The sequence below is a fragment of the Marinovum sp. genome (assembly GCF_034669705.1).
Classification (GTDB): domain Bacteria; phylum Pseudomonadota; class Alphaproteobacteria; order Rhodobacterales; family Rhodobacteraceae; genus Marinovum.
In genome coordinates, this window is sequence record NZ_JAXMOR010000015.1 from 70275 (window position 1) to 94569 (window position 24295).

The 24295-nt window shown below is 68.7% G+C and carries 26 protein-coding genes; 11 read left to right on the top strand and 15 right to left on the bottom strand.

The window, feature by feature from the left end; all coding sequences use genetic code 11:
* Positions 1 to 45 precede the first annotated feature (45 nt).
* The 3 genes from VOI27_RS12275 to VOI27_RS12285 all read right to left on the bottom strand — a co-directional run bounded on the left by VOI27_RS12275 (position 46) and on the right by VOI27_RS12285 (position 2878).
* The gene (locus VOI27_RS12275) at positions 46 to 387 is read right to left on the bottom strand and encodes a hypothetical protein (protein WP_323765639.1); all 342 of its coding nucleotides are present in this window, start codon (positions 385 to 387) and stop codon (positions 46 to 48) included.
* Positions 388 to 494: 107 nt separating this feature from the next.
* Positions 495 to 1367: a 50S ribosomal protein L11 methyltransferase gene (locus VOI27_RS12280; RefSeq protein ID WP_323765640.1), complete on the bottom strand. Its 873-nt coding sequence runs from the start codon at positions 1365 to 1367 to the stop codon at positions 495 to 497.
* 275 nt (positions 1368 to 1642) lie between these two features.
* A complete protein-coding gene (locus VOI27_RS12285) occupies positions 1643 to 2878 on the bottom strand; it encodes an MFS transporter (protein ID WP_323765641.1) in 1236 nt (411 codons plus the stop codon).
* A 127-nt stretch (positions 2879 to 3005) separates the two neighbouring features.
* Here VOI27_RS12285 and VOI27_RS12290 point away from each other — a divergent pair, with 127 nt between their 5' ends.
* Both VOI27_RS12290 and ybgC read left to right on the top strand, forming a co-directional pair.
* Positions 3006 to 3632: a hypothetical protein gene (locus VOI27_RS12290; RefSeq protein WP_416374675.1), complete on the top strand. Its 627-nt coding sequence runs from the start codon at positions 3006 to 3008 to the stop codon at positions 3630 to 3632.
* A gap of 356 nt (positions 3633 to 3988) precedes the next feature.
* Positions 3989 to 4375 (top strand): tol-pal system-associated acyl-CoA thioesterase, encoded by a 387-nt coding sequence (gene ybgC, locus VOI27_RS12295; RefSeq protein WP_323765642.1) that lies wholly within the window; start codon positions 3989 to 3991, stop codon positions 4373 to 4375.
* Here ybgC and VOI27_RS12300 read toward each other — a convergent pair.
* Positions 4372 to 5208 (bottom strand): protein-disulfide reductase DsbD domain-containing protein, encoded by an 837-nt coding sequence (locus VOI27_RS12300; RefSeq protein ID WP_323765643.1) that lies wholly within the window; start codon positions 5206 to 5208, stop codon positions 4372 to 4374. The two genes, ybgC and VOI27_RS12300, sit on opposite strands and share 4 nt — an antisense overlap.
* 128 nt (positions 5209 to 5336) lie before the next feature.
* Here VOI27_RS12300 and VOI27_RS12305 point away from each other — a divergent pair, with 128 nt between their 5' ends.
* On the top strand, positions 5337 to 5909 hold the full coding sequence (locus VOI27_RS12305; RefSeq protein WP_323765644.1) for a YqgE/AlgH family protein: 573 nt from the start codon (positions 5337 to 5339) through the stop codon (positions 5907 to 5909).
* A gap of 454 nt (positions 5910 to 6363) precedes the next feature.
* Here the strand turns inward: VOI27_RS12305 and VOI27_RS12310 are convergent, their stop codons facing one another.
* Both VOI27_RS12310 and VOI27_RS12315 read right to left on the bottom strand, forming a co-directional pair.
* Positions 6364 to 7410: an MBL fold metallo-hydrolase gene (locus VOI27_RS12310; protein WP_416374676.1), complete on the bottom strand. Its 1047-nt coding sequence runs from the start codon at positions 7408 to 7410 to the stop codon at positions 6364 to 6366.
* A 2-nt stretch (positions 7411 to 7412) separates the two neighbouring features.
* Positions 7413 to 9131, bottom strand: coding sequence for an acyl-CoA dehydrogenase (locus VOI27_RS12315; RefSeq protein ID WP_323765646.1), 1719 nt, complete (start codon positions 9129 to 9131; stop codon positions 7413 to 7415).
* A gap of 93 nt (positions 9132 to 9224) precedes the next feature.
* On the opposite strand from VOI27_RS12315, the gene VOI27_RS12320 reads away from it, so the two are divergent.
* Complete coding sequence (locus VOI27_RS12320; protein WP_323765647.1) at positions 9225 to 10172, top strand: L-threonylcarbamoyladenylate synthase; 948 nt, start codon at positions 9225 to 9227, stop codon at positions 10170 to 10172.
* 270 nt (positions 10173 to 10442) lie between these two features.
* Here VOI27_RS12320 and VOI27_RS12325 read toward each other — a convergent pair whose 3' ends face one another.
* Entirely contained in the window at positions 10443 to 12092 is a 1650-nt protein-coding gene (locus tag VOI27_RS12325) for an electron transfer flavoprotein-ubiquinone oxidoreductase (protein WP_323765648.1), read from the bottom strand.
* A 295-nt stretch (positions 12093 to 12387) separates the two neighbouring features.
* On the opposite strand from VOI27_RS12325, the gene greA reads away from it, so the two are divergent.
* A complete protein-coding gene (greA, locus tag VOI27_RS12330; RefSeq protein ID WP_323765649.1) occupies positions 12388 to 12858 on the top strand; it encodes a transcription elongation factor GreA in 471 nt (156 codons plus the stop codon).
* 55 nt (positions 12859 to 12913) lie between these two features.
* The gene (locus VOI27_RS12335; protein ID WP_323765650.1) at positions 12914 to 13972 is read left to right on the top strand and encodes a hypothetical protein; all 1059 of its coding nucleotides are present in this window, start codon (positions 12914 to 12916) and stop codon (positions 13970 to 13972) included.
* Between the two features lie 287 nt (positions 13973 to 14259).
* On the opposite strand, the gene glp is transcribed toward VOI27_RS12335, so the two are convergent.
* From glp to VOI27_RS12355, 4 genes are read right to left on the bottom strand one after another with little or no spacing between them, the layout of a single operon-like run.
* The gene (gene glp / locus VOI27_RS12340) at positions 14260 to 16347 is read right to left on the bottom strand and encodes a gephyrin-like molybdotransferase Glp (RefSeq protein ID WP_323765685.1); all 2088 of its coding nucleotides are present in this window, start codon (positions 16345 to 16347) and stop codon (positions 14260 to 14262) included.
* Positions 16341 to 16832 (bottom strand): molybdopterin-guanine dinucleotide biosynthesis protein B, encoded by a 492-nt coding sequence (gene mobB, locus VOI27_RS12345; RefSeq protein WP_323765651.1) that lies wholly within the window; start codon positions 16830 to 16832, stop codon positions 16341 to 16343. Before mobB ends, glp begins: the two co-directional genes overlap by 7 nt.
* A complete protein-coding gene (mobA, locus tag VOI27_RS12350; RefSeq protein WP_323765652.1) occupies positions 16829 to 17458 on the bottom strand; it encodes a molybdenum cofactor guanylyltransferase MobA in 630 nt (209 codons plus the stop codon). The genes mobB and mobA overlap by 4 nt, the downstream gene beginning before the upstream one ends.
* Entirely contained in the window at positions 17455 to 18339 is an 885-nt protein-coding gene (locus VOI27_RS12355) for a formate dehydrogenase accessory sulfurtransferase FdhD (protein ID WP_323765653.1), read from the bottom strand. Before VOI27_RS12355 ends, mobA begins: the two co-directional genes overlap by 4 nt.
* A gap of 52 nt (positions 18340 to 18391) precedes the next feature.
* Here VOI27_RS12355 and VOI27_RS12360 point away from each other — a divergent pair, with 52 nt between their 5' ends.
* Both VOI27_RS12360 and VOI27_RS12365 read left to right on the top strand, forming a co-directional pair.
* A complete protein-coding gene (locus tag VOI27_RS12360; RefSeq protein ID WP_323765654.1) occupies positions 18392 to 19120 on the top strand; it encodes an AzlC family ABC transporter permease in 729 nt (242 codons plus the stop codon).
* The gene (locus tag VOI27_RS12365; protein WP_323765655.1) at positions 19117 to 19443 is read left to right on the top strand and encodes an AzlD domain-containing protein; all 327 of its coding nucleotides are present in this window, start codon (positions 19117 to 19119) and stop codon (positions 19441 to 19443) included. The genes VOI27_RS12360 and VOI27_RS12365 overlap by 4 nt, the downstream gene beginning before the upstream one ends.
* 54 nt (positions 19444 to 19497) lie before the next feature.
* Here VOI27_RS12365 and VOI27_RS12370 read toward each other — a convergent pair whose 3' ends face one another.
* From VOI27_RS12370 to VOI27_RS12385, 4 genes are all read right to left on the bottom strand, one after another.
* Positions 19498 to 20127, bottom strand: a complete 630-nt coding sequence (locus tag VOI27_RS12370) for a hypothetical protein (RefSeq protein ID WP_323765656.1) — start codon at positions 20125 to 20127, stop codon at positions 19498 to 19500.
* 21 nt (positions 20128 to 20148) lie between these two features.
* A complete protein-coding gene (locus VOI27_RS12375) occupies positions 20149 to 20283 on the bottom strand; it encodes an aa3-type cytochrome c oxidase subunit IV (RefSeq protein ID WP_323765657.1) in 135 nt (44 codons plus the stop codon).
* A 78-nt stretch (positions 20284 to 20361) separates the two neighbouring features.
* Positions 20362 to 20838, bottom strand: coding sequence for a DUF6173 family protein (locus VOI27_RS12380; protein WP_323765658.1), 477 nt, complete (start codon positions 20836 to 20838; stop codon positions 20362 to 20364).
* A gap of 13 nt (positions 20839 to 20851) precedes the next feature.
* A complete protein-coding gene (locus tag VOI27_RS12385) occupies positions 20852 to 21310 on the bottom strand; it encodes an Lrp/AsnC family transcriptional regulator (RefSeq protein WP_323765659.1) in 459 nt (152 codons plus the stop codon).
* Positions 21311 to 21413: 103 nt separating this feature from the next.
* Between VOI27_RS12385 and VOI27_RS12390 the strand changes: the two genes are divergently transcribed.
* The 3 genes from VOI27_RS12390 (at position 21414) to VOI27_RS12400 (ending at position 24259) form a co-directional block, all read left to right on the top strand.
* The gene (locus VOI27_RS12390) at positions 21414 to 21632 is read left to right on the top strand and encodes a DUF6356 family protein (protein WP_323765660.1); all 219 of its coding nucleotides are present in this window, start codon (positions 21414 to 21416) and stop codon (positions 21630 to 21632) included.
* 112 nt (positions 21633 to 21744) lie between these two features.
* Positions 21745 to 23463 carry a tetratricopeptide repeat protein gene (locus tag VOI27_RS12395; protein ID WP_323765661.1) on the top strand — a complete coding sequence of 573 codons (1719 nt, stop codon included), beginning with the start codon at positions 21745 to 21747 and terminating at the stop codon, positions 23461 to 23463.
* Positions 23450 to 24259, top strand: coding sequence for a 4-(cytidine 5'-diphospho)-2-C-methyl-D-erythritol kinase (locus VOI27_RS12400; protein WP_323765662.1), 810 nt, complete (start codon positions 23450 to 23452; stop codon positions 24257 to 24259). The genes VOI27_RS12395 and VOI27_RS12400 overlap by 14 nt, the downstream gene beginning before the upstream one ends.
* Positions 24260 to 24295 lie beyond the last annotated feature (36 nt).

A 24295-nucleotide genomic window follows, 5' to 3' on the forward strand; every position in this document is an offset into this window, starting at 1 on the left:
GGACCGTCACGGACCGGGGATGGCCCGGTCACCGCGGTCTGACGCTCAGAGCAGCGGTGACAGAAAACGGGCCAGCGTCTGCGAGGCGGGTTCGATCTGCATCGCCCAGGCTGCGCCCTGCTCGAAAATCGAGCCTTCGGCCAGCAGCGCCAGCTTTTCTTCATATTGTACCGGCCCCTGATGGGCGATCAGCAGCCCCTTGAAGCCTACGAAACCCAGCCCGATGACCAGAAGGCCGCGCAGTGGCACAGCCGACAGGCTGCGGCGCGGGCGTTGACGGACCAGCCCTGTACGATCAATGAAATTAACGTGCCCGCGCGCCATTTTGCGATTCTTCTTGGCAATGCGATTCACACGTTTGTCGAAATGAAACAATGTTTCCGACATGACAGCCTCTATTTATCTGGCCCCCACCAGACACAGCGTCTTTTATGCGATGCAAATAAGGCAAATTTGAGGCGAAATCGCTGGTTTGATCGAAAATACCCTGCAAATCAGCCCGCTTTGCGAAGGGTCAGGGTCGTCCATTCAACAATCTCTTCGCGTTGCACCAGATTGATACCATTTTCGGCATAAACTGCAATCACCTCGTCGGCCTGTTCGTTGAGAATGCCCGAGAGGATGGCATAGCCCTGCGTCCCGAGATGCCGCGCCATGTCGGGCGCCAGCGCGATCAGCGGTCCCATCAGGATATTGGCGAACACCAGATCAAACGGCGCGCGGTCGGCGATCTCGGGGTGATCGAAGCCGGTGGCCTCGAGGCAGGTGACACGGCCTTCGAGCCCGTTGGCACGGACATTCGCCAGGGCCACGTCGACCGCCACCTGGTCGATGTCGGAGGCAAGCACCGTCTGCGGCCAGATCCGCGCAGCCGCCATCGCCAGCACCGCGGTTCCGCAGCCGATGTCGGCCACGCGCTGCCCCTCGAAGCCCTCGTTGGCCAGCCGGTCGAGCGCCCGCAGGCAGCCCAGGGTGGTGCCATGATGGCCGGTGCCAAAGGCCATGGCGGCCTCGATCAGCAGCGGCTCGGCATCTTCGGGCACCTTGTCGGCGTCATGGCTGCCATAAACAAAGAAGCGCCCGGCCTCGACCGGTGCGAGGTCACGGCGGACCTTGGCGACCCAATCGGTCTCCGGCAGTTCCGAAACGACAAATTCTCTGGCGCCGAAGGCCGCGGTGAGCAGCGCCAGCGCCGCGGCATCGGGCGCTTCGGTGAAATAGCCACCGATTTCCCACAGGCCCGAGCCGTCTTCCATCTCGAAGACGCCGATGCCAGTGGGCTCGGGCTCCAGCCGCTCCATCGCCTCGCCAAGGGCATGGGCCTGGTCTTTTCCGGTGAGGGTGGTGAAGGCGGTGAAAGTGGGCATTTGGGGCCTCGTGACATGGGGTTTCCGGTCTCTAGCCCGAAGCGGCCGCCAAGGCCAGCCGCGTCTTGTCTGCCGCGTCGCGCGCCCCGGCCGCCGCGCCGGGGCCTCTTGGCTGGCAGGAGAGGTCCCGGATCAGGTCCGGGACGGGTGATGCTCTACTGGGCCGGTGCGGGTGTCCGTCGCTCCGTCCAGCGGGTCGCGTGCCACGGCCGCCGCGCCGGGGCTTCTTGACTGGCGGGGGAGGTCCCGGATCAGGTCCGGGACGAGGCGATCTCTCATTCGGCCGGTGCGGTGGCCAGTGGGCTGGCGAAGATCGTCTCGTGACCCGGCGCCGGATGGCGCGGGATCAGCAGGGCCAGCAGGAACGACGCCAAGGCGATCCCGGCCGCCGCCACAAAGACCGCGCCGGGCGAGACCAGCCAGAGATAGCCCAGCGCCGCCGGCAGGAACACCGCCGCGATATGGTTGATGGTGAAGGCCAAGGCGGCAGTGGGGGCAATGTCGCGCGGGTCGGCGATCTTCTGGAAGTAGGTCTTGAGCGCCAGCGCCAGGGCAAAGAACAGGTGGTCGATGACATAGAGTGCGGCCGCCAGCAGCACGCCCCAGCCGAAGTGGTAGATGCCGCCATAGGCCAGAAACACCGCGATCAGCCCGGCGTATTCGAACAGCAGCGTCGCCCGTTCGCCGAACCGCCCCACCGCGCGGCCCATCAGCGGCGCAAAGATCATGTTGGCCACCAGATTGATCAGGAACAGCGCGGTGACCTCATGCACCGCAAAGCCGAAGCGTTCAACCATCATGAAGCCGGCGAAGACCACGAAGATCTGTCGTCGCGCGCCGGACAGGAACTGCAGCAGATAATAGAGCCAGTAGCGCCGCCGCAACACCAGCGTCTTGATCTGTGGCTCGCGCGCCTCGAACCGCGGATAGGCCAGCATCGCCAGCACCGCCAGCAGGGCGGTGATGCCGCCGGCGATCAGGTAGACATCGGCGTAGGACAGGCCCAGCGCCTCCCAGGTGAGCACGATGGCACCATAGGCCAGCAACGTCGCCGCCGAGCCGGCCGCCAGCAGCAGGCCGAGAACCCGCGGCGCCTCGGCCTTGGTGAGCCATTGCAGCTGCAGCGACTGGTTCACCGTCTCGTAGTAGTGAAAGCCGATCGACGACAGCATGGTGATCGTCAGGATGCCGCCCATCGAGGGGAAATACGCGGTCAGCGCCGTCGCCACCCCCAGAAGCAGCAGCGACACCACCCCCAGCACCTGTTCGTGCATCAGCAGCAGCAGCGCGATCACGCCCACCGCCAGAAGCCCGGGGATCTCGCGTACCGTGTGCAGCCAGCCGATATCCTTGCCGTCAAAACCCGCCACCTCGATGACGAAGTTGTTGAGCAGCGCCGACCAGGTGGCAAAGGCCACAGGCATTGCCGCCGCCATCACGAAGAGCAGCACCACCGGCCGCTGCCAGACAGGCAGGTCATCGGCATCGGACAGAGGGAACAGGCGCAACATGATAGTGCCTTACGCCCGGTCGCGCACAAAGGCGAGACCATCCGCCGCGCAACCGTCTCTGCAGGAATGCACAGAGCCGTGCAGAGCCCGGTTTATCCCGCCGCCGCCCGGTGCTAAGGACGGCGCCATGCTGACGCCAGACGACATTACCCCGCTGTTCTCCCGCGCCGACGGGCGCTACCTGTTTGCCCGCTGGGGCCGGCCGATCGCGCCCATCGTCTTTGGCGTCACCGAAGAGACCCTGCCGGTGATCAAGGGCGCGATGGAGGCGGTGGTTGCCATGGCCGGTCACCACATGGCCGAGACCGACCCGGAGCTGGGTTCGAACTGCATGTTCTTCTTCTTCCGCGACTGGGACGAGCTGACCGAAGTGCCCGATCTCGACAAGCTGGTGCCGGATCTGGCGCCGCTGGTGGCGCGGCTGAAGCAGGCCGGCGCCACCCAGTACCGGGCCTTCCGCTTCGATGCGCAGGGCGCGATCAAGGCCGCCTTCGTCTTTTTGCGGATGGACAAGACGCTGGCGGCGATACCGGCCGAGGATCTGGCGCTGGGGCAGGTGGTGCAGGTGATGCTGCTGTGGTCCGAGCAGGCTTTTGCCGAGGTCTCGCCGCTGGCCATCGCCGGCGGCCGGACGGTGCTGCGCCCCGAGATCGGCGCGGTGATCCGGGCGGCCTATGATCCGGTGATGCCGGCGGTTGCTGAAGACCCATCCCATGCGCTGCGGCTGTCCGCCCGGGTAAATCTGCCCGGCTAGACCTCAGGGCCCGGTCCGCTGTCGCGCAGGCCTTCCGGTCGACGCGCGCCCGGCCGGTCTGATGGGCCGGGATTCCGAGGCAGGATCGCCGCCGGTCGGGTTTCGGCGCGTCAGACAGTCTCTCGTTGTCGGTCGAGGTCGCCCGGTGCCAGCCGGACCCGCCGAAGACCGAGTGGCGCATTTCGCAGATCAGCCGCCGGGTCGGGTGGGCTGACCAGTCGAGACAAGCTCTGACAATCCCCCGCCAATCAACCGGCGTTGCGGCATCGGCGCGGGGCCATTGGGGAATTGGCCCCCGCGGCTTGCGCGAGAGGCCGCGGGGTGGTTTGACGGGAGCGGGCAACAGGGGATTTGCGATGCACCGTTTCGACTGCCGGGTCTATTACGAGGACACCGATATGGCGGGGATCGTCTATCACGCCAATTTCCTCAAGTTCATCGAACGCGGCCGCAGCGAATGGGTGGCCGCGCTGGGCATCGACCAGCGGGCGATGCGGGAGGCCTCGGGGCAGGTCTTTGTCGTCAGGCGGATCGAATGCGACTACCTGAGCCCGGCGCATTACGGCGATGACCTGATGGTGCTGACCACGCCCGAGCGGATCGGCGGCGCGCGCATGGTTCTGCGCCAGCAGGTGCTGCGCGGCGCGGCGCTGCTGTTCGAGGCGCTGGTGACGGTGGTGGTGCTGGGGTCCGAGGGCCAGGTGCTGCGCCTGCCGCCGGAGCTGCGCCGGGCGCTGGCCTAGCCGGCCACGCAGCCACGGATGTCGACGGCGTGGCTGCTGCCCAGCACGGTGAACCGCAGGCCGGCGCGGTCGAGCGCGAAGGGCGCGCCCTCGACGTGCTGCATCTCGGTGCGCGCGGTCAGCACCGGGCCGGTGCGCCGGGTTTGGGCCTCGGCCACCCAGATCGCCGGGTTGGCGGTCTCGACCACCACGTATTCGCGCCCACCGGCGCTCGGCATGGCGATGTCGGCAGTAAGCGCGACGCCGCCCTTGATCGGCGCAATCCGGCAGGTCACCCGGCCGACCCGTGCTTCGCGCGTGGTCAGTGGCCGGTCGACCAGCGCCGCCACCAGCCGCGGATCGCGGGCGCCGCCGGGGGTCAGGCTGGCGGAAAACCGCACCTCGGCCGGCACGCAGACCTCCTTGCAGACGCCAAGCTCCATCCGGCCCGTCAGGGTGATCGGTCTGCCGGCGCTGTCGGGGCGGATCACCAGCGGGATCACCACGTCGCCGGGATAGCCGATCGAGGTCATGCCGTTCTGGTCCATCGCCTTGGGCGTCGGCCACAGGGTGCGCAGCCCGGCGACATTGCGGCTGCCGGCCCAGTCGAAGCGCGGCGGGATGCCGGCATCGCCGGGGCTGCGCCAATAGGTCTTCCATCCCGGCGCCAGATCGATCAGCAGACCGGCCACATGGCTGCCGTCCGCCTGCCGCCAGCCGGGGATCAACGCCGCACGGGCGACCTCGCCGCGGGTTATGTCGGACCGGGTCAGGTCGGCCACGGGGCTCTGGGCGAGGGCGGGCCCGGCGAGGCCGAGAACAAGCGCCAGAAAGGTCAGGAGATGTCGCATCATGCGATATCAGATGCGGGAAAGGCGGGTGAAATCCAACTCACGTTGTGGCGAGCCTTGCGTCATGTGGCCCCACGGCCCATCTTTGACCGCAAGGCAGCAAGGGGAGCACAGAGGCGATGACCGAGCCCATGACCACAGCAGATGACAGCGGACTGACCGGCCAGTTGCTGATCGCGATGCCGGGGATGCTGGATCCGCGGTTCGCCCATTCCGTGGTCTATCTCTGCGCCCATTCGCCCGAGGGGGCGATGGGGCTGATCCTCAACAAGCCGGTGGCCGACCTCGGCCTCGGTGAGCTGCTCGAGCAGCTCGAGGTGCCGGTGACCGATGATTTCCGCCGCGCGCCGATGCATTTCGGCGGGCCAGTGGAGCAGGGGCGGGGCTTTGTGCTGCACACGCCGGACTACGAATCGCCGGTGGCGACGCTCAAGGTCGACGCGGCGGTGTCGATGACGGCGACGATGGACATCCTCGAGGAGATCGGCGCCGGCCGCGGCCCGCGCCGCCGGCTGGTGGCGCTGGGCTATGCCGGCTGGGGGCCGGGCCAACTCGAGATGGAGCTGGGGCAGAACGGCTGGCTGACCTGCGAGGCCGATGCAGCGCTGATCTTTGATCGGCCGGATGCGGAAAAATGGGAGGCGGCGCTGGGTGTGCTTGGCGTGGATGCGCTGGCGCTCTCGGCGACCGCGGGGCATGCGTGAGGCGTGTGCTGGCCCAGTGATCACGGGGGTGGGTCGGGGCTGCTTGCGGCGATCCTGAGGCCGCGGAGCAGGTCCGGGGCTCTGGAAGGGTGAGCCGCGGGAGCGATCCCACCTCGCCGTCACAGGGGTGAGCCGTGACCTCGTTTGGAAGCCGAGAGGCCCCGGATCAAGTCCGGGGCGCGTGTGAGTGGGCGGGACGGGGGCGAGAGCCAACAATGCCGTGCCGGGGGTGAGCGCGGACCTCGCCTTCAAACCGGGAGGCCCCGGATCAAGTCCGGGGCGCGCGGGGGGTGTGCGGGGCGCAGGCGCGAGCCAACAACGCCGTGCCGGGCTCGACCCGGGACCTCTTGCGGCGACCATGAGGCCCCGGAGCGGGCCCGGGGCGCGCGGTGGTGTCCGGGGCGCGGGGTGATCCATCCACGCCCAATCGCGACCTCTTGCAGCGACGCCGCGACTACTGCGCCACGCTGTGCCAGACCCAAGCGCCGTCGGCGCGGATCTCCCGCGTCGCGCGGCCCGCGTGCCAGAGGTGCAGGCAATGCGCCATCGCCTCGACCATCGCCAGACCGTATTCGCTCTCGCCAATCCGGCGCTTGAACAGCGGCGCGAAGCACTCGCAGGCGGTCTTCGGCGTCTCGAGACAGGTCAAGAGGCGCTTGAGCGCGCCGTGGTGGTTGTCGATCAGCTGGTGCAGCCGCAGCGGCAGCCCGGTGAAGGGCAGCTTGTGGCCGCCCAGCACCAGGTGATCCTCGCGCGCCAGCGGCAGGAACCGCTCGCAGCTTTCCAGCCAGTCGGCCACCGGATCGGCTTCGGGCTCGGTGGCATAGACGCCGATGTTCGACGAGATCGACGGCAGGATCTGGTCGCCGGCAATCACCAGGTTGTCGTCAAGGCTCCAGAAGGTGGCATGCGCCGGGGCATGGCCATTGCCGATGCGCACCGCCCAGCGGCGGCCGCCCATGCTGACCTCCTGGCCCTCGGCCAGCCGGCGAAACCCGAGCGGCAGCGGCGCCACCACGTCGGCGAAGTTGAACGGCCGGTCGGCGCTGCGCCGGGCAAGGATCTCCGGCGCCATGCCACAGGCGCGCCAGAACTCCAGGGTCTCGGTGGTGGGGCTGTGCTGCTCGTCCAGCGTCAGCATCCGCGCCATCAGCCAGGCGGTGCGGGTGGCCCAGAGCTCGGCGCCATGCTCGGCCTTGAACCAGCCGGCAAGCCCGACGTGATCGGGGTGGTGATGGGTCAAGACGATCCGGCGCAGCGGCTTGCCTGCCAAAGGCCCGTCCAGCAGGGTCTGCCAGATCGCGCGGCTGCGATTCGAGGCCATGCCGGCGTCGATCACCGTCCAGCCGTCGCCGTCATCCAGCGCATAGACATTGACGTGATCCAGCGCCATCGGCAGCGGCAGCCGCATCCACAGCACACCGGGGGCCACCTCGGTGGCGGCGCCCTCGGCAGGCGGCTCTGGCCAAGGATACCGGATGCCGGAGGTCCCGCCGTCCATCATCAGGAGGCCAGGTCTTCGGGGCGCAGCGCATAGAGCGAGGCCGCGCCGGCGCGCGATTGCTCGAGCAGGCTGGCGTGTTCCGGCAGGAGCCGCTCGATGTAGAACCGCGCCAACCGGCCACGGGCGCTGTCGGCACCCTCGGCCTCGGCTGCCCTGAGGTGGAAATGCCCGCCCAGCACCCGGGCAAAGCCCATCAGGAAGGGCACCGCGCCGGCGAAACGTTCGTTCAGGTCGCTCTTGGCCACCAGCGCCTCGACGGTCTCGCGCAGGGTTTCCGAGGCCTGCCAGACCGGTTCGGCCAGGTCGGGCAGGGTGGCGCGCAGGCCTTCGGCATGGGCCTCGACCTCGTCGAGCAGCGCATTCATCGCCTCGCCGCCGTCCATCATCTTGCGGCCCACAAGGTCCATCGCCTGAATGCCGTTGGTGCCCTCGTAGATCGCCGTCACGCGGACGTCGCGGTAGAATTGCGCCGCGCCGGTCTCCTCGATGAATCCCATGCCGCCATGCACCTGCACGCCGGTCTCGGCGACGCGCATGCCGGTCTCGGTGCCAAAGGCCTTGGCGATCGGCGTCAGCAGCGCGGCGCGCGCGGTCCAGGCCGGATCGCCGGTGGCCTGGCCCATGTCGATCGCCTGGGCGCAGGCCACCGCGATGGCGCGGGCGACAAATGTATCGGCGCGCATCTCGGCCAGCATGCGACGCACGTCGGCGTGGTCGATGATCGTGCCGCTGCCGCCGTCGACCGGGGTCCGACCCTGCTTGCGGTCGAGCGCATAGGCCAGCGCCGCCTGGGTCGCCGCCTCGGCCTGGCCCAGCCCCTGCACGCCGACGCCGAGCCGGGCGTTGTTCATCATGGTGAACATGGCGCGCATGCCGTCATGCGCCTCGCCCACCAGCCAGCCGGTGGCGCCATCATATTCCATCACCGCCGTGGGCGAGCCATGCAGCCCCATCTTGTGCTCGAGCGAGACCACCCGCAGGCTGTTGGCCGTGCCCGGGTTGCCCGCGTCGTCGGGCAGGAACTTCGGCACCAGGAAGAGCGAGATGCCCTTGGTGCCGGGTTTGCCGTCCGGCAGCCGGGCCAGCACCAGATGGCAGACGTTGCCGGCGAAGTCATTGTCGCCCCAGGAGATGTAGATCTTCTGCCCAGAGACCGCGTAGGTGCCATCGCCGTTCGGCTCGGCCTTGGTCCTGAGCGCGCCGACGTCCGATCCGGCCTGCGGCTCGGTCAGGTTCATCGTGCCGGTCCATTCGCCCGAGATCAGCTTGGGGATATAGAGCGCCTTCAGGTCGTCGGAGGCGTGGTTTTCCAGCGCCTCGATCTGGCCCTGGCTCATCAGCGGCGCCAGTTGCAGCGACAGGCAGGCGCCAGACAGCATGTCGTTGACCGCCGTAGTCAGCATCATCGGCAGGCCCATGCCGCCATGCTCGGGGCTGGCCGACATGCCGATCCAGCCGCCGTCGCCGATGGCCTTGTGACCCTCGGCAAAGCCCGGCGAGGTGCGCACCACGCCGTTTTCCAGCCGTGCCGGGTGCAGATCGCCATTGCGTTGATACTGCGAGAGCTTCTCCTCGCAGAGCTTGGCGGCTTCCGAGAGCACCGCCTGCGCCATGTCGCCGGTGGCTTCCGAGAACCGCTCGGTCGCGGTGACGGGGGCCAGTGGCACGACATGGCGAAAGATCACGTCGTAATCATTCAGCGGGGCGGAATAGGCCATGGGAATACCCCCTTGCAAAGGCTTTGCTTTCGGTTGGTCAACAGCTATACGCTCGGCCACTTGAGCGGCAACCAGAACGCGGCGTCACGATCCATGAGCCAAATCCAGACAGAACGGCTTGACCCGGCCTCGGGCGGGGTGGCGCGGGCGGCGGCGCTGCTGCGCGCCGGCGGGCGCGTCGCCTTTCCCACGGAGACGGTCTATGGCCTTGGCGCCGATGCCTGCAACGGCACGGCGGTGGCGGGGATCTATTCCGCCAAGGGCCGGCCGAGCTTCAATCCGCTGATCGCCCATGTGGCGGATATCGCGATGGCGCAGCGCTACGTGATCTGGGACGACACGGCTGACAGGGTGGCGCAGGCCTTCTGGCCGGGACCTTTGACGCTGGTGCTGCCGCTGCGCGACGGGGCCGGAATTTCGCCTTTGGTGACTGCCGGATTGTCCACCCTGGCGGTGCGGGTGCCGGCACATCCGCTGGCGCAGGAGCTGCTGCGCGCCGTCGACGGGCCGCTGGCGGCGCCCTCAGCCAACCCCTCGGGGCGGATCAGCCCGACCGTGCCCGAACACGTGCTGGCCGGTCTGGACGGGGCGATCGAGGCGGTGCTGATCGGCGGGGCTTGCGAGGTCGGGGTGGAATCGACGATCCTTGGCCTCGCGCCCGCGCCGGTGCTGCTGCGGCCCGGCGGGCTGCCGGTAGAGGCGCTCGAGGCGCTATTGGGCGAGAGGCTGGCCGAGGGCGGCTCGGCCGAGGCGCCCAATGCGCCCGGCCAGCTGCTGTCGCATTACGCGCCGCAGGCGGGGTTGCGGATGAATGCCACCGAAGCGCGGGAGGGCGAGGTCTTGCTGGGCTTCGGGCCTGTGGGCGGGGCGTGCACCCTGTCGGCCAACGGTGATCTGCACGAGGCGGCGGCGCGGCTGTTCGGCGCGCTGCATGCGCTTGACGGGCAGGGGGCGCGGGTGATCGCGGTGGCGCCGATCCCGGAGGTCGGGCTGGGCCGGGCGATCAACGACCGGCTGCGGCGGGCGGCGGCGCCTCGGTAGGCAGGCACGGATCCCATCGCAACGGGCCCGGAACAAGGCCGAAGGCCGCCGGGCCAGCGGCTGCCCGCCCCGTCGCACCAAAGGTGCGCCACAAAGTATTGGCGCGCCTCCGGCGCGACGGGCTGCCGCTTTGGCTGAGCCAAGCGCTCCGATCAAAGGTCGTACGGACTTTGCCGGCATGAAGTGGAATACATGACCGTTGCAGCGGCACCCCGCGGGCAGCCGCTGGCCCGGCTTCCGCAAAGCGTCGACCGGGCTCAGGCGCCTATCTCACATGTTCGGATAGTTCGGCCCGTCGCCGCCCTGCGGGGTCACCCATTTGATGTTCTGCGACGGGTCCTTGATGTCGCAGGTCTTGCAATGCACGCAGTTCTGGAAGTTGATCACGAACTCCGGCTTGCCTCCCTTCTCGACCACCTCATAGACCCCGGCCGGGCAATAGCGCTGCGCCGGTTCGGCGTATTTCGGCAGGTTGACGTCGATCGGCACCGAGGGGTCGATCAGCCGCAGGTGGCAGGGCTGGCTCTCCTCGTGGTTGGTGAAGGAGAACGCCACGTTGGTCAGCCGGTCAAAGCTCAGCTTGCCGTCGGGCTTGGGGTAGTCGATCGCCTTGTGCTTGGCCGCCGGCTCGGTCGCCAGAGCATCGGACGTACCATGCGCCATGGTGCCGAACAAAGAGGCGTTGAACAGCGAATTGGTCCACATGTCGAGCCCGCCAAAGGCCAGCGAAGCGGTGAGCCCCCATTTCGACCACATCGGCTTGACGTTGCGCACCTTTTTGAGGTCCTGGCCGATCGCGCCCTCGCGGACCTCGGTCTCGTAGTCCGACAGTTCGTCGGAGGCGCGCCCCGCCTTGATCGCCGCAAAGGCCGCCTCGGCCGCCGCCTTGCCCGAAAGCATGGCGTTGTGGTTGCCCTTGATCCGCGGCACGTTGACCATGCCCACCGAACAGCCCAGGAGCGCCACGCCCGGCGCCACCATCTTGGGCATCGACTGCCAGCCGCCCTCGGTGATCGCCCGCGCGCCGTAAGCCACGCGCTTGCCGCCCTCGAGCAACTCGGCCACCATCGGGTGATGCTTGAACCGCTGGAATTCCATGTAGGGGAAGACATGCGGGTTCTTGTAGCCCAGGTGCACCACGAAACCGACGTAGACCTGGTTGTTGTCGAGGTGATAGATGAACGACCCGCCGCCGGCGTTGGCATTCAGCGGCCAGCCCATGGTGTGGGTGACCGAGCCCTCGCGGTGCTTGGCCGGGTCGATCTCCCAGATCTCCTTCATGCCGAGGCCGAATTTCTGCGGTTCCTTTCCTGCGGAGAGGTCGAATTTGGCAATCACCTCCTTCGACAGATGGCCGCGCACCCCCTCGCCGAGGAAAACGTATTTGCCGTGCAGTTCCATGCCGGGCTCGTAGCTGGGGCCCTCGCTGCCATCGGGGTTGCGGCCGAACTCGCCGGCGACCACGCCCTTGACCTCGCCATCCGCGCCATAGACCAGCTCGGAGCAGGCCATGCCGGGGAAGATCTCGACGCCGAGCGCCTCGGCCTGCTCGGCCATCCAGCGGCAGACGTTGCCCATCGAGACGATGTAATTGCCGTGGTTCGACATCAGCTTGGGCATCGGCCAGTTCGGCACCCGCACCTTGCCGGCCTCACCCAGCATGTAGAAATTGTCGTCCTTGACCGGCACGGTGAGCGGCGCGCCCTTGTCCTTCCAGTCGGGGATCAGCGCATCCAGACCGCAGGGGTCGAGCACCGCGCCCGAGAGGATATGCGCACCCACCTCTGAGCCCTTCTCCAGCACCACCACCTCGAGATCGGCGTCGAGCTGCTTGAGCCGGATCGCGGCCGAGAGCCCGGCGGGGCCCGCGCCCACGATCACCACATCGTATTCCATCGCTTCGCGCGTCACGTCGCTCATCTCATCCCCCTGGCCTGTGCTGCACCTGCATCATGATCCGCAGAGTCCTGCCCGGAAAATGCCCTCCGGTCAACGTCCGGCGCTGCGTCATAATCGAACAATTTCGGCCCGCGAGGCGCAATTTCCTGATGTTAGCGCCCAAGCTCTGCCGCGGCGGCGAATCACGCGGGGCTTTGCCCATGCGGGCAAATCACCCTTGCATCCGGTCCGATGCTCGGGGCAATGTCGCTGAAACGAGCTGTGATGAATTCGCCGCCGCCCCGCACAGGGCTGGCGGCCCTTTCTGGTAAGGCCAATGGAAAAGATACCTATGACGCGCGCCGGCCATGCCGCGCTCGAGACAGAATTGAAGACGCTCAAATCCATCGAGCGCCCCGCGGTGATCCAGGCGATTGCCGAGGCGCGTGAACTGGGGGATTTGAAGGAGAACGCCGAGTACCATTCGGCGCGGGAAAAGCAGGGATTCATCGAGGGCCGGATCAAGGAACTCGAAGGCGTGCTCAGCCTGACCGAGGTGATCGATCCGACCAAGCTCTCGGGATCGGTCAAGTTCGGCGCTACGGTCACCGTCGTCGATGAAGAGACCGACGAGGAAAAGACCTGGCAGATCGTCGGCGAGCATGAGGCCAATGTGGAAAAGGGCCTGCTGAACATGAAATCGCCGATTGCCCGCGCCCTGATCGGCAAGGAAGAGGGCGACAGCGTCGAAGTGCGCACACCCGGCGGGACAAAGGATTACGAAATCCTCAAGATCGCCTATATCTGACGGCGCGCGCCCCGAGAACTCTCCCCTTGCGCGCCCCATCATGAAGAGCCCGGCCATGCCCGACGCGACATCCGAGACACAGACCCCCGAGGCCGGCGCGAGGCTCGCGCCCTCGGCGCCCACGCCCTTGGGCATCTACGACCGCAGCCGCGGCCCGCAGGTCAGCGGGGTCGAGGTGGTCGCGGTGGCGCTGTCACTGATCTGGCTGCTCGGGGCGGCGGTGTTCTTCGTGGTGCTCGAGCCCAGCACGGACGGCGAAGACGGGCTGCGCTTTCTGATGACCATGCTGGCGGTCTTCATGCCGGTGGGGATGATCTGGGTCGCCGCCACTGCCGCGCGCGCCTCCAAGGTGATGCGCGACGAGGCGGTGCGGCTGCAGACCGCGATCGACGCCCTGCGCCACGCCTATGTCAGCCAGAGCCAGGGCGGCGCCTCGGCCACCTCGGTCGGTCGCAAGCTCGACGAGATCGCGGCGGCCCAGCGCAAGGCAGAGGCAACGCTGGCGATGTTCTCCTCGACCCGAGAGATCGGCAGCCACCGCCCGGCCCAGCCGTCCGGCAAGCCGCCGATGGCACCGCCGCAGGCCCAGGTCGACGACCAGCCGGCACTGGCGCTCGGCACCCCGGCCGAGGCCCTGACGCCGGAGTTGTCGAACGATGATTTCATCCGCGCGCTGAACTTCCCCGAGACCGCCGAGGACCGCGAGGGCTTTTCCGCCCTGCGCCGGGCGCTCAAGCACCGGCCCACCGCGCAGCTGGTGCAGGCGGCGCAGGACGTGCTGACCCTGCTGAGCCAGGACGGCATCTACATGGACGACCTGCGTCCCGACATGGCCAAGCCCGACGTCTGGCGGCGCTTTGCCGAAGGTGCACGGGGCCGCGCCATCGCCGGTCTCGGCGGAGTGCGCGACCGCTCGTCGCTGGCGCTTTCGGCCGGCCGGATGAAGCAGGACCCGATCTTCCGCGACGCGGCGCATCATTTCCTGCGGGTCTATGACCGCGCGTTTCAGAGCTTTTCCGAACGCGCCTCGGATGCCGAGGTGGCGGCTTTTTCCAACACCCGCACCTCCCGCGCCTTCATGCTGCTGGGCCGGGTGGCCGGCACCTTCGACTGACGCCGTTCCTCGACTGATCCCTGCGGTTGAGGCAGAGGCCCCGGCTCGGCGGCCGGGGCGCGGTCAGGGAGCGCTCCCCCGTCCCGGGCTTGACCCGGGAGCTCTTGATTCACGACGCAGAGACCGTGACGCGATGCCCGAGACGCAGTTCCCCGGATCTCCGTCGCGGACCTGATCCGGGACCTCATCACCCGCAACCCAGAGGCCCCGGCTCGGGGGCCGGGGCGCGGTCACCATGCGCGCCGCCCTCCCGGGCTTGACCCGGGACCTCTTGAGCTCCGCGCCCGTCAGACCCCGAAACTCGCGAACGGCAGGAACCGCACCGGATCGCCCTCGGCGATCTCCGCCGCGCCGTCGGGCAGTTCCACCAGCCCCTCGGCCCAGCTCAGTCCGCTGATCCGGCCGGAGCCCTCAGAGCCGAAGACTTCGGCCCGCCCACCGCGCATCCGTGCCCGCAGGTATTCCCGTCGCCCCGGCTTCTTGAGCTTGGCAAAGCCTGCCGGCACGTCGAAGCCCTGCGGCACACACCAGTCGCCGCCGGCCAGCACCTCGAGCGCCGGCCGGGCAAAGATCAACGCACAGACCAGCGCCGCCACCGGGTTGCCGGGCAGACCGAAGACCGGCACGCGCCCCCAGGTGCCCAGCGCCAGGGGCCGTCCCGGCTTGACCGCGATCCGCCAGAGCTGCATCGCGCCTTCCTCGCGCAAGAGCGCCGACATGTGGTCCTCGTCGCCGGCCGAGGCCCCGCCGGAGCTCAGCACCACATCCGCCTGCGCCGCCGCGGCATCGAGCCGGTCCCGCAGGCCGGCGCGGTCGTCCGGCGCGATGCCGAGGTCCACCGCCGCGAACCCCCAGCGCCGCGCCAGCGCCAGCAGCATCGGGCGGTTGGCGTCGAAAATCTGCCCCGGTCCGGCCTCTGATCCCGGCGGCCGAATCTCGTCGCCGGTCGAGAGCACGCCGACCCTGAGCCGCCGCCTGAGCGGCAGCGCGCCATGCCCGACCGCCGCCAGCAGCGCCAGGTCCGCCGGCGTCAGCCGTCGCCCGGCGCGCCGCACCGTGTCGCCCGCGCCGACATCCTCGCCCGCCCGCCGCGCATTGGCGCCGCGCTTGAGCGGGCCGTTGAGGGCGATCTGCCCGCCATCGGTGGTCACGTCTTCCTGCAGCGCCACCGTGTCCACCCCCACAGGCAGGGCAGCGCCGGTGAGGATGCGCAGCGCCTGTCCCGACGGCACGGCGCCCGCGAAGGGCACCCCGGCGGCGGCCCGGCCCGCGACCAGCGGCAGGCGGGCGACGCCTTCGGGCAGCGGACCGGCAAAGCCATAGCCGTCGACCGCCGAATTGGCCTGCGGCGGGTTCGACCGGCGGGCGGTGATCTCCTGCGCCAGGATGCGGCCCTCGGCTTCGTCGAGCGGCGCCTCCTCGACCGCGACCACCGGGTCGAGCGTGTCGCGCAGATGCGCCAGCGCGTCATCGACCGGCACCCAGTCCACCCCCGGCGGCAAGGCAAAGCAGTCGTTCGACAGCGGCGGCGGGGCGAGGGCAGGGCCGGCCAGCGCCGCCTCGAAGCCCAGCCCGAAGATCCAGCCTTCCTCCGGCGCGGTGACATCCAGCATCGCCGTCAGCGTCTCGGCCGGCAGATCGGCAATCCCCCGGGCCAGCACCCGCACCTGGGCGCGGTCCTTGATCTCGCCGGGCGCGCGTTCGGCCGCGATGCGCGGTGCCAGCAGCGAGGGCCAGACCTCGACCAGGGCCACCGCCCGGTCGAGCGGCTCGAACGGCCAGACCGCCACGTCGAAACGCCGCCGCAGCCGTTCGAGCACCGGCAGCCCCATGAAGACCTGCGAGCCCACCGCGCCGGCGCCGGCCATCTGCCAGCAGGTGAAGGCGCCGTTGGCCCGGTCCTCGCAGGCCCGCCGGTCGGGAAAGGGATTGCGGTAGCCCTGCTTGGTGCGCGGCAGCCCGTCGATGTCGCGCGGCAGCCCGTTGCTCCAGAACGGGCCCGTGCCGCCGAAGCGCCGGTTGATCTCGCCGGCCAGATCGAAGCGGTTGTTCGACTTCGGCGCATCCTCGATCCGGGTCTCGAACCAGTCCCAGAGCGCCAGCGGATCGGCCCGGCCGGTCAGCGCCTCGGCAAAGCCCTGCGGGTAGCCGAAGGGGAAATCGACGCCCAGAAACAGTCGCCGCCCGGCCGCCTGTTCCTCGGCCATCAGTTCCGACAGCGCCGCCTCGGCCACCTGCCGGTTGCGCAGATAGACCGGCTCCTCCGCCACGCCCTGTCGCACCACGGCCAGCCAGATCGCATCGGCCTTGGGGCGCGGGCCGCGGTCATTGCCGCCGGACCAGTCGAGAATGGCAATGGTGTCAAAGCTCACAATCCCACCTCCCGCAGGATGAAATCGGCAATCGCGCCGGTGTCGTCGAGGTGAAACACCGGCCGGTCGAGCGATGGCGCCGCATCCGAGGCCACGGCGCGGATCGTCGGATCCCCCGGTGCGATCAGCGGCTGACCGGTGGCGGCGCGCTGGGCCTCGATCTTGGGATGACGGTCGCGCTTGTAGCCCTCGACCAGCACCAGGTCACAGGGCGCGAGCTGCGTCAGCAGGGTCTCGAGCGGCGGCTCGTCCTCGCCGCGCAGCTCGGTCATCAGCGCCAGGCGGTTGCGCGAGGCCAGCAGCACCTGCGCCGCCCCGGCCATGCGGTGACGATGCGAATCCTTGCCTGGCTGGTCGACGTCAAAGCTGTGGTGGGCGTGTTTCACCGTCGAGACGGTGAAGCCGCGGGCGGTGATCTCGGCGACCAGCCGCTCCATCAGCCCGGTCTTGCCGGAGTTCTTCCAGCCGGTCACGCCATAGAGCCTCATGCCAGCAGCGCCTCCGCTTGCGCCAGGTCCTCGGGCGTGTTGACGTTGAAGAAGGCCTCAGGGTCGGGAAAGCGCGCCTCGCGGCCGCCGTGGCGGTCAGTCCAGAGCACCACCTTTTTCAGCCCGTCGGCCAAGGCGGCGCGCAGGTCATCGCGCAGCGCCACCGGCCAAAGGCCGAAGGTCGGGTGGCGCACGAGGCCCGACTGCGACATCGATCTGGTCGCCTCGCCGGCGGCGCGCGGCGTGGCGGCAAGGACCAGCGGATGGACCTGGCCGCGGCTTTCGGCCTCGAGCCGCGCCACGAGATCAGCGGGCAGGAACGGCGTGTCGGCGGCGGCGGTGACGATCCGGTCGTAGCCCTGCGCGGCGGCGTGGTCGAGCCCGGCCAGCACCCCGGCCAGCGGCCCGGCAAAACCGGGGATGCTGTCGGCCACCACCGGCAGGCCCAACCCCGAAAAGCGCGTGGGATCGCCATTGGCATTGAGCACCAGCGCCGCCACCTGCGGCCCCAGCCGGCGGGTGACATGGCCGAGGATCGTGTCACCGCCCAGGGCGAGCAGCCCCTTGTCGCCGCCGCCCATCCGCGTCGCCTGACCGCCGGCGAGGATCACGCCGAGCACGCTCACGACCCGGCGCCCTTGCGGCGGCTCTTTTTCGGCTCGTCCGGCACGGTCTCGGGGTCGACGTCCCAGTCGATGCGGTCTTCGCCGGAGAGGCAGACGAAGCGCTTGCCGCGCATCCGGCCGATCAGCGTCAGCCCCACCTGACGGGCGATCTCGACCCCCCAGGCGGTAAAGCCGGAGCGCGAGGCCAGCACCGGAATGCCCATATGCGCGGTCTTGATCACCATCTCCGAGGTCAGCCGGCCGGTGGTGTAGAGGATCTTGTCGGCCCCCGAGACCCCCTCCTGCAGCATCCAGCCGGCGATCTTGTCGACCGCGTTGTGCCGGCCCACGTCCTCCATGTAGACCAGCGGGCGGTCCTCTTGGCAGAGCACGGTGCCATGGATCGCCCCGGCCTCGAGGTAGAGCGACGGGGTGGTGTTGATCCGCGCCGAGAGCGCATAGAGCCAACTGGCGCGCAGCCGGGCTGCGGGCAGGGTCAGCCCCTCGAGCCCCTCCATCATGTCGCCAAAGACGGTGCCCAGGGCGCAGCCGCTGGTCCGGGTCTTCTTCTTCAGCTTGTCCTCGTGGCTGGTCTGGCGGGCGGTGCGCACCACCACCACCTCGAGATCCGCGTCATAGTCGACGCCCGTCACCTCGTCGTCATCGGCCAGCATGGCCTGGTTGCGCAGGAAACCGAGCGCCAGGTACTCGGGGTAGTCGCCGATGGTCATCGCGGTGACGATCTCCTGGGCATTGAGATAGATCGTCAGCGGCCGTTCCTCGACCACCGAGATCTCCTGTTCGGTGCCGGTATGATCGACCCCGCGCACCGCCCGCGTCAGGCGTGGCGCGGCGGGGTCGGGGGCGATGAGATAGGGGCGGGGGTCACGGTCGGTGGGCAATTGCGTCTCCCGGCGTCTCTTAGTAGGGCTTGGGCGAACCTAGGATAGAGCCATGCCACCCTCCACCCCCAAACGCGATTTCTGGCGCGGGATGCGCGACGGCGCGCCCTTCATCCTCGTCATCATTCCCTTCGGCGCACTGTTCGGCGTGGTCGCCACCGAGGCCGGGCTCAACGTCTTCGAGGTGCTGACCTTCTCGGTGGTGGTGATCGCCGGTGCGGCGCAATTCACCGCGCTGCAGCTGATGGCCGAGGATGTGCCGCTGGTGATCGTGCTGATCTCGGCGCTGGCGGTCAACCTGCGGATGGCGATGTATTCCGCCGCGCTGACGCCCTATCTCGGCGCCGCACCGGTCTGGCAGCGGGCGCTAGTGGCCTATTTCACCCTCGACCAGAGCTTCGCGGTCAGCTCGGTCACCTTCGAGAGGGAGCCGGCGATGCCGGTGAGCAACCGGGTGGCCTATTTCCTCGGCGCGGCGCTGGCGGTCTCGCCGCTGTGGTGGGCGGCGACGGTGGCGGGGGCGCTTCTGGGCAAGAGCGTGCCGGAGTGGATGGCGCTGGATTTCGCCATTCCGATCACCTTTCTCGCCATCATTGCGCCGATGCTGCGCACCCTGCCGCATGTGATCGCAGCGCTGGTGTCGGTCGTGATGGCGCTGCTTTTTGCCTTCCTGCCCTACAATCTCGGGCTGCTGGTCGCCGGTGTCGCGGCGATGATGGCCGGGGCCGAGGCCGAGCGGCAGATCGAAAACCGCCGCCGCGGGACGGAGGCGGTGCAATGATCACGACGTCGGAGATCTGGGTGGTGATCGTGGGCCTCGGGCTGGGCAGCTTCCTGCTGCGCTTCAGCTTTACCGGCATGGTCGGCGCCCGCAACCTGCCGGCCTGGGTGCTGCGCCACCTGCGCTATACCGCGGTGGCGCTGCTGCCGGGTCTGGTGGCGCCGCTGGTGGTCTGGCCGGCGGCCACCGGCGGCAGCCCGGACGGCCCGCGGATGATCGCCGCCGCCGCGACGATCTTGGTGGGGCTGGTCACGCGCAACGTGCTGGCGGCCATCGTGGCGGGGGCCACGGGGCTCTATCTCAGTCTCTACCTGCTGGGCTGAGGGAAGCGGGCCTGTCGCCTTTTTGAGGCCAGACGTCCCTTTGGAGGGATGGGTTTATTGACCCTGTCGCGCCCGCTGTTCGGCATCGAACCGGGCGATCGCCTCGGATTTGTCGTCCGAATCGTTTTCCCGCAGCGTACGGCTCGTCACGCCGGGCAGGGCGCCGAACTGCTCGCTGAGACCCACCGGAAAGAACGTGGGTCGGATGCTCTCGAACCCCGGAAGCTGGCGCAGGATCGCGCCGGTGGCCTGGGCGCAGAACGCTTGGCTCACCGCGCCATTTTCCATCGCCAGCTGCAGCGCCTTCTCGGCGGTGGCGGCATCGACCTCGATCCGCTGGATCACCACGTGAAAGGTCTCTCGGGCGTGGGCGCGGGCATAGAACTCCTCGATCCGCGGCGTGATGCCATAGAGCACGTCGCCACGTTCGGGGATTTGGGAGTGCTGGACCGAGCCGGCGGGATCGAAGATCACCCGCTGCGAGCCGTTGATCATCAGGCTGGAATGCGCCCCCGCGCCGGTGCGATTGTTGATCATCGTGTAGAGCGTCAGCGCCGGCGGGCCATCGTGGCGATACGCGGCGCGCTGCACCACAGCAAGGTCATCCTGCCGCGACCGGTCCGGCGTGGCCGCGCAACCCGCCAGAAGCGCGAGGCCCAGGCAGGCCGCGATCAGCTTGTTCATCTGTCAGGCCCCGGCCAGGTGTCAGGAGTTGAAGATCGCGAGAAACAGCAGGATCAGGATCGAGGCCACCACGACCCGGATCGTCGCCTTGACGAAGCCGTTGAAGGTTTCTTCCTGGACGGTGATGTCCATCTCGCCGTGCTTGTGATCAGCCATCTGTCACTTCCTCTGAACTGGTTCGTCCGCGGATGTAGCGGATTCCTTTCGGCCTGTCACGCCTCCTTCGGCGCGCGATTATGTCGCTTCTTCAACCGGGTCGCGGGCCGCATCCTCGAGCTTCTGCGCCAGCCGGAAGCCGATCCGCCGCGGCGCCTCGGTCTCGACCAGTTTCGGCAGCGCGCGCAGCATCACGTTGAGCTGGCTGACGTGCTGCACAAGCTGGCTGCGCCCGCCCTGCGGATCGGTGCCGTAGAAGGTGAGGATGTCGGGATCGAAGAACCCCATGCCCTCGATCCGCATCACCCCGGCCTGCGAGCCGGTGAACCCCATCGCCACCTCATGGGCATTGTCGAGATCGGCCTCGAAGTCGCGGATATAGAGCACCAGCCGCTCGTAGGCCCATTCCGCCGCGCTCTTGTGCGCCACCGGCCGGTCGGTGACACAATCGTCACGCACGCCCCGCGGGCTGTCGTCGGTATGCGCCTCGAGCCGGCGGGGCAGGGCGGTCGCCTCATAGGCCTCGGCGGTGGTGGCAATCTCGGTGTCGGTCATGGGGTCTCCGGCTCTAGAGCGGCAGTTCGGTGGTGTCCTTGATGTCTTCCATAACAAAGCTGGCAGAGATATCCGAAACCGGCACCATGGCGATCAACTTCTTGTAGAAGGCATCATAGGCCGGCACATCGGCGACCCGCACCCGCAACACATAGTCCAGATCGCCGGTCATGCGATGCGCGCCGATGATTTCCGGCAGCACCCTGACGGCGCGGTCGAATTTCTCCATCCAATCGGCATCATGGGCATTGGTCCGCACCATGACGAAGGCCTGCAGAGGACAGCCGGCGCGCTGCGGATCGAGCAGCGCCACCCGCTTGCGGATCACCCCGCGCTCTTCGAGGTTGCGCATCCGCCGCCAGCAGGCATTGCGCGACAGGCCGGCGGCCTCGGCCAGTGCATCCATGCTTTGCGTGGCATCGCGCTGCAAGGCGGCGAGGATCTTGAGATCGAATGGGTCGAGTTGTGTCATGATTGGGATGATGTCCCGGGAAACCTGCGTTTGGCAAGGCGGAATGGGATCCGCGCCCGGCCCGGCGGCGCTAGACTGCAGGCAACCAGAAACGGAGAACCTCATGTCTGCACCCACCGGCCCCGTCGCCTTCTTCACCGCCCACCCCGCCTCGGTCAACGAGAGCTATTTCCAGCACATGCGCTTTGCCCTGGGGTTTGCCGGGCTGCTGTTTCTGGCCGGCGGTGCGGCGCTGGTGCACGCGGTGTTCCCGGCGCTCTGCGAGACAACGGCGAGCCGGCTGGTGCGCCAGATGCACGACAGGCTGTCGCGACGCCATTGACCCTCCCCCTCACGGTGACGTGAAATCGCCGACGAGGGGATATATCGGCCCGCTGCATTGCCTGTTTACCGACACCAATCTAGGTTGATGGCAAGCGAATGAGGAGCAGCGGGTGACAGCGAAGAGATTTGGATGGATCGTGGCCACGGGCCTTGCGCTTGCCACGGCGGCGCCGGCCACGGCCGCGACCCTGTCGGGCGCCTATCTGGCGGCGCGGCAGGCCGGCTATCAGACCGATTTCAAGGCGGCGGCGGATTACTACGAACAGGCCCTGTCGCTCGACACGGAAAACCCCAGCCTGATCGAGGCCGCCGGCGCCGCCCGCCTGTCGCTGGGCGAGGTCGAGCGCGCGCTTGGCCATGCCCGCCAGCTCGAGGAGATGGGCATCCGCTCGCAACTGGCGCAGATGGCGCTGACCGCCGGCCACGCCCATGAGGGCCGCTACGGCGACATTCTCGCGATGATCGACGACAGCCGCGGCATCGGCCCGCTGGTCGACGGGTTGCTCGCCGCCTGGGCACGGCTCGGGCAGGGCGACATGAGCGCTGCGCTGGTGGCCTTCGACGACGTTGCCGAAGAAAAGGGGCTGGGCAGCTTTGCCGCCTATCACAAGGCGCTGGCGCTGGCCTCGGTCGGCGATTTCGAACGCGCCGCCGAGATCATGTCGGACGACGCTGCCGGCGGCGCGCTGCTGACCCGGCGCGGCATTGTCGCGCGGGTGCAGGTGCTGAGCCAGCTGGGTCGCAACGACGAGGCGGCGGCGCTGATGGACAAGAGCTTCAACGCCCGGCTCGACCCCGGCCTCAGCGCCCTGCGCGAGGCGCTGCAGGCCGAGGCGCCGGTGAGCTTCGACATCGTCAGCTCGCCGCGCGAGGGCATGGCCGAGGTGTTCTATACCATCGCCGGCGCGCTCGAGGGCGAGGCAGGCGACGACTACACCCTGCTCTATACCCAGATCGCCGAGTACCTGCGGCCCGGCCATGTCGACGCCATCCTGCTGACCGCGCAGCTGATGGAGGATCTGGGCCGCCACGAGCTGGCGGTGGCGACCTATGATCGGGTGGCCGAGGATCACCCCGCCTATCACGCCGCGGCGCTGGGCAAGACCGACGCGCTGCGCGCCTCTGGCGATATCGGCGGTGCGATCGCCACGCTCGAGGCGCTGGCAGAGACCCATGGTGACCTGCCGATCGTGCATGTCTCGCTCGGCGATCTCTATCGCGGCGAGGCCGATTACGACGCCGCGGTCGAGGCCTATGACCGCGCCGTGACGCTCTATGGCGAGCCGGAACAGGCGCAGTGGTTCGTGTTCTTCGCCCGCGGCATCGCCCATGAGCGGCGCGACGACTGGGCCGAGGCCGAGGCCGATTTCCGCCGCGCGCTCGATCTCAGCCCGGACCAGCCGCAGGTGCTCAACTACCTCGGCTATTCGCTGGTCGAAAAGCGGCAGAACCTCGACGAGGCGCTGGCGATGATCGAACGCGCGGTCGAGATGCGGCCCGGGTCCGGCCATATCGTCGACAGCCTCGGCTGGGTGCTCTACCGCCTTGGCCGCTATGGCGAGGCGGTGGGCCACATGGAGCGCGCCGCCGAGCTGATGCCGGTCGATCCGGTGGTCAACGATCACCTCGGCGATGTCTACTGGGCGGTGGGCCGCAAGCTCGAGGCGCGGTTCCAGTGGCACCGGGCGCTGAGCTTTGTCGATCCCGATGATCCCGACGGCGAGGCCGACCCCGAGCGCATCCGCCGCAAGCTGGATGTGGGGCTCGATGCGGTGCTGGCCGAGGAGGGCGCGCCGCCGCTCGAGGTGGTGGAGTATGGCGCCGACTGAGGCCTTCGCCCCGGCGAAGATCAACCTGACGCTGCATGTCACCGGCCAGCGCGCCGATGGCTATCACCTGCTCGAGTCGCTGGTGGTCTTTGCCGATGTGGGCGACGTGGTTCGGGTAACGCCGGCGGATGAGATGTCGCTGTGCGTGACCGGTCCGATGGCCTCGGGCGTGCCGGAGGACGCCCGCAACTTCTGCTGGCGCGCGGCGCAGGCCTTCGGCGCACCGGTGGCGATCACTCTCGACAAGCGCCTGCCAGCCGCGGCAGGGATTGGCGGCGGCTCTTCCGACGCGGCGGCGGTGCTGCGGGCGATGGCGGCGGCCTTTGACCGACCGTTTGATGGCGATGCGCTGGCGCTCGGGGCCGATGTCCCGGTCTGCCTGCTGGCGCGCGCGGCGCGGATGTCGGGGATCGGAGAGGCTGTGGAGCCGCTGACCCTGCCGGTGCTGCATGCGGTGCTGGTCAACCCGCGCGTCGAAGTGCCCACCCCGGTCGTGTTTCGCGGCCTGGCGTCGAAGCAGAACCCGCCGATGGCGGCACTGCCCGCGGGCGGGGAGCTGGTCCGCTGGCTGGGCGATCAGCGCAACGATCTCGAAGCGCCGGCGCTGGCCGCGGCGCCGGTGATCGGCACGGTCCTCGCAGCGCTGACACGGGCAGGCGCCGGGCTGGCGCGGATGTCGGGGTCTGGCGCCACCTGTTTCGGGCTGTTCGCGGACCGGACAGCCGCCGAGGCGGCGGCGCACCGGCTGCAACAGGCGCAGCCCGACTGGTGGGTGACAGCGGCGCGGCTGGCCTGACCCTGCGCCCCGGACCTGATCCGGGGCCTCTCGCGT

Bases quoted from the DNA above. Each gene is read 5' to 3' on its own strand.
- VOI27_RS12335 (WP_323765650.1), top strand. From the start codon at position 12,914: ATGCCCGACGCGACATCCGAGACACAGACCCCCGAGGCCGGCGCGAGG.
- VOI27_RS12365 (WP_323765655.1), top strand. From the start codon at position 19,117: ATGATCACGACGTCGGAGATCTGGGTGGTGATCGTGGGCCTCGGGCTG.
- VOI27_RS12370 (WP_323765656.1), bottom strand. From the start codon at position 20,127: ATGAACAAGCTGATCGCGGCCTGCCTGGGCCTCGCGCTTCTGGCGGGT.
- VOI27_RS12360 (WP_323765654.1), top strand. From the start codon at position 18,392: ATGCCACCCTCCACCCCCAAACGCGATTTCTGGCGCGGGATGCGCGAC.
- VOI27_RS12300 (WP_323765643.1), bottom strand. From the start codon at position 5,208: ATGATGCGACATCTCCTGACCTTTCTGGCGCTTGTTCTCGGCCTCGCC.
- VOI27_RS12280 (WP_323765640.1), bottom strand. From the start codon at position 1,367: ATGCCCACTTTCACCGCCTTCACCACCCTCACCGGAAAAGACCAGGCC.
- greA (WP_323765649.1), top strand. From the start codon at position 12,388: ATGGAAAAGATACCTATGACGCGCGCCGGCCATGCCGCGCTCGAGACA.
- VOI27_RS12320 (WP_323765647.1), top strand. From the start codon at position 9,225: ATGAGCCAAATCCAGACAGAACGGCTTGACCCGGCCTCGGGCGGGGTG.
- VOI27_RS12310 (WP_416374676.1), bottom strand. From the start codon at position 7,410: ATGGACGGCGGGACCTCCGGCATCCGGTATCCTTGGCCAGAGCCGCCT.
- VOI27_RS12385 (WP_323765659.1), bottom strand. From the start codon at position 21,310: ATGACACAACTCGACCCATTCGATCTCAAGATCCTCGCCGCCTTGCAG.
- VOI27_RS12305 (WP_323765644.1), top strand. From the start codon at position 5,337: ATGACCACAGCAGATGACAGCGGACTGACCGGCCAGTTGCTGATCGCG.
- VOI27_RS12400 (WP_323765662.1), top strand. From the start codon at position 23,450: ATGGCGCCGACTGAGGCCTTCGCCCCGGCGAAGATCAACCTGACGCTG.
- VOI27_RS12375 (WP_323765657.1), bottom strand. From the start codon at position 20,283: ATGGCTGATCACAAGCACGGCGAGATGGACATCACCGTCCAGGAAGAA.
- VOI27_RS12390 (WP_323765660.1), top strand. From the start codon at position 21,414: ATGTCTGCACCCACCGGCCCCGTCGCCTTCTTCACCGCCCACCCCGCC.
- VOI27_RS12285 (WP_323765641.1), bottom strand. From the start codon at position 2,878: ATGTTGCGCCTGTTCCCTCTGTCCGATGCCGATGACCTGCCTGTCTGG.
- VOI27_RS12380 (WP_323765658.1), bottom strand. From the start codon at position 20,838: ATGACCGACACCGAGATTGCCACCACCGCCGAGGCCTATGAGGCGACC.
- VOI27_RS12315 (WP_323765646.1), bottom strand. From the start codon at position 9,131: ATGGCCTATTCCGCCCCGCTGAATGATTACGACGTGATCTTTCGCCAT.
- mobB (WP_323765651.1), bottom strand. From the start codon at position 16,832: ATGAGGCTCTATGGCGTGACCGGCTGGAAGAACTCCGGCAAGACCGGG.
- VOI27_RS12290 (WP_416374675.1), top strand. From the start codon at position 3,006: ATGCTGACGCCAGACGACATTACCCCGCTGTTCTCCCGCGCCGACGGG.
- VOI27_RS12275 (WP_323765639.1), bottom strand. From the start codon at position 387: ATGTCGGAAACATTGTTTCATTTCGACAAACGTGTGAATCGCATTGCC.
- VOI27_RS12325 (WP_323765648.1), bottom strand. From the start codon at position 12,092: ATGAGCGACGTGACGCGCGAAGCGATGGAATACGATGTGGTGATCGTG.
- ybgC (WP_323765642.1), top strand. From the start codon at position 3,989: ATGCACCGTTTCGACTGCCGGGTCTATTACGAGGACACCGATATGGCG.